Genomic DNA, 2500 nt, shown 5'->3' on the forward strand with positions numbered 1-2500 from the left:
GTTTAACACCCAGCCACCAAACTTATTACCAAGGCTTTTTAAAAAGGCCAGGTAAGGCTTTTGTGCGTTTGTTATGCTTTTATTGGCTTCAAAAACAGCTATTGTTTTATTGGCAAACAATAACCACTCTTTTGATTTATTTAATGAACTTAGTGGTGCTGTATCTATTATAATTATATCGTATTTTGCTCTGAGAGCATCAAAGCGGTTTTTAACAAATATTTCGTCGCCAATTTCAAGCAAGGTTACATCGCCGCCATGGTTACCTAATACGGTTGATGTGCTGCTACCTGCTTCAAGATTATTAATTACGGGGGTATTTTTAAAATAATCTTCAAGAAACATGGCAGGGCGGATGGCCATTGTGAGGTCGGGATTGTTGAAGTTTCCATCAATCAGCAAAACCTTTTTGTTAATCATAGCGTAGGAGTAGGCCAGGCTTGTAGCAAATAGCGTTTTACCCTCATAAGCTGTCATGCTGGTAATCGCTATAACCCTTTCCCCGCGCAGTTCCTGGTCAATTTCAAACCTTATTGATCGTAACAGATCTTTAAACTGCTGCATTTTATCGCGGTTCTCTACATCCCAAAGTTTTCTCAGGTCGAGATTTGCCCCATGAATCTTGTTAAGAACGCCCAATAAAGGCAGTTGTGTTTTATTAACCAGTTCGGCTGGTTCCTTAATAGTATTATCAAGGTAGAACAGTAAAAATAAAACGAACAGACAAACAAAAAGCATTGCTATCGCGCTTAAACCAATCAGTAGCATTTTTTTTGATGGTTGAGGAGCTTCTGGCGCGGCAACTTCAACCTGAATCAGTTTAATTGAGAAGTTTGATTTAAGGTTAGTTTCGTTGTACTTATTTAAAACTTCCAGGTATTCTTTGCTGGCAATATCAATGTCAAAATAATAGGTGTTAACCTTGGCATCAAAAGGCACCAGGCGGGCAAACTTTCCATTCAGGTCGGCCAGTTCGCTGTTTATAGATTGAATGCTGTATTTAGCCATATCACGGGATATTTCCAGCGTTAATTTTTGCTTAACCAGTTCGTCTTTAGCTATAAGCGGGCTGCTTATATATTTATCCGACGACTGATTAATTTCGGAAGCCAGTGTTTTTTGCAGAGAATCTAATGCAGGTTTGTATTTAGGATCATAATTACTGCGTATATACCTGTTTTGAACGGTATGAAGTTCATCCTGGGTTGAGGTTATAGCCTGATTATATTTACTTATGGTTGATTCTAAATATTTTCTATCTGCAGGGTCAAATTTTTCATTAATGGTTTTAAGTGCGCCTTCATTAGATGCAATATCCTTTTCTGCTTCCTGCTTTTTATTAGTATAAACCAGTATCTGGCTAAAAATGGCTCTTGATTGTTCGTCAAGATTTAATATACCATTATCTATCTTATATTTTTGAAGCTGAGCTGTTTTATCACTTAGCAAGCTTCTTTTTTGCTTCATCAGATCTGATAAAAAAGAAACGGCGGTTGATTCGTTTAGCTTTACCGTTTGTGTGTAGTAATTAATAAACTGTGTACATAGTTCGTTTACCACAGTTGCGGATAATTGTGGATTTTCTGAATTATACATTACAGATATAAAATCACTGTCTTCATCCCTGTAAATTATCAGTTCCTTACGTAAAGAACCATCATCATATTTCATGGAACGCAGCAGGTCGTTCAAGGTGCTTTCCTTCTCGTTGTAAAGTAATAATGCTTCAAGGTGATCAAACTTATACTGGAAAACCTTTAGCGCCTCCGCCCGTTCATATTCATGCATTTCTGCAAGTTGCTTGCTGTATTTGCGAAATGGTGCATCTGGATTCTTAAGGTCATGTATGATAAGCAAGTAAGAAACCTGGTTAACTATTTTTTTTAACCTCATAATAGCCAGTAGGTTACCAAACTCACTTAATACCTGTTGTTGCTGAACATTTGCATCCTTATCAAGAAGGTGACGCGATCCGTCAATAATGCCGGTGGCTATTTGCGCATGGGATACATAATTATCCGGAAGATTTTTAACTAAGTAAAACGATACTGCTATAGTTATAAGCGGTAAAAAAATTAGTACTAATCTGTATTTTTTTAAAAGCTTAAAAAAATTGGTTATCTCCATTTATTTTACATCCTCTAATTTAATACCTAATAGCTCTTCAAGACTGGTTTTGGTTGTCCATGTTGCTAATTCTGCCTGTACCATATACGAATTTTGAGTATAATAACTGTTTAGTTGTTCGTTATAAACCTGAAATGTGATTTCTCCTTTTTGAAAAGCGTATTTCATCTGTTTAACGGCGCTTCCCGCATCAGTTACCGCACCCGAACGTAGCCTTAGCTCTGTCATTGCAGCCAGGTAAGCAAAGTAAAGTTTTCTTACCTGGGCTTCAAGATTAAGCATGTATTGGGCCTGTTCGTATTGCGCTATTTTATAAGTTTCACGGGCCGCACTGGTTATTTAAGTGTTTTTAAACAGTTGACCAATATTAAGT

At 37.0% G+C, this 2500-nt stretch carries 2 protein-coding genes; both read right to left on the minus strand.

The annotated features are described in order from the left end of the window. A partial coding sequence (locus tag AC1DO4_RS27720) for a GumC family protein (protein ID WP_477421013.1) occupies positions 1 to 2127 on the minus strand: 2127 nt, incomplete at its 3' end. Next, positions 2128 to 2409 (minus strand): hypothetical protein, encoded by a 282-nt coding sequence (locus tag AC1DO4_RS27725; RefSeq protein ID WP_477421014.1) that lies wholly within the window; start codon positions 2407 to 2409, stop codon positions 2128 to 2130. Between the last annotated feature and the right edge of the window lie 91 nt (positions 2410 to 2500).

It is taken from the genome of Mucilaginibacter sp. P5_A6 (assembly GCF_056400585.1).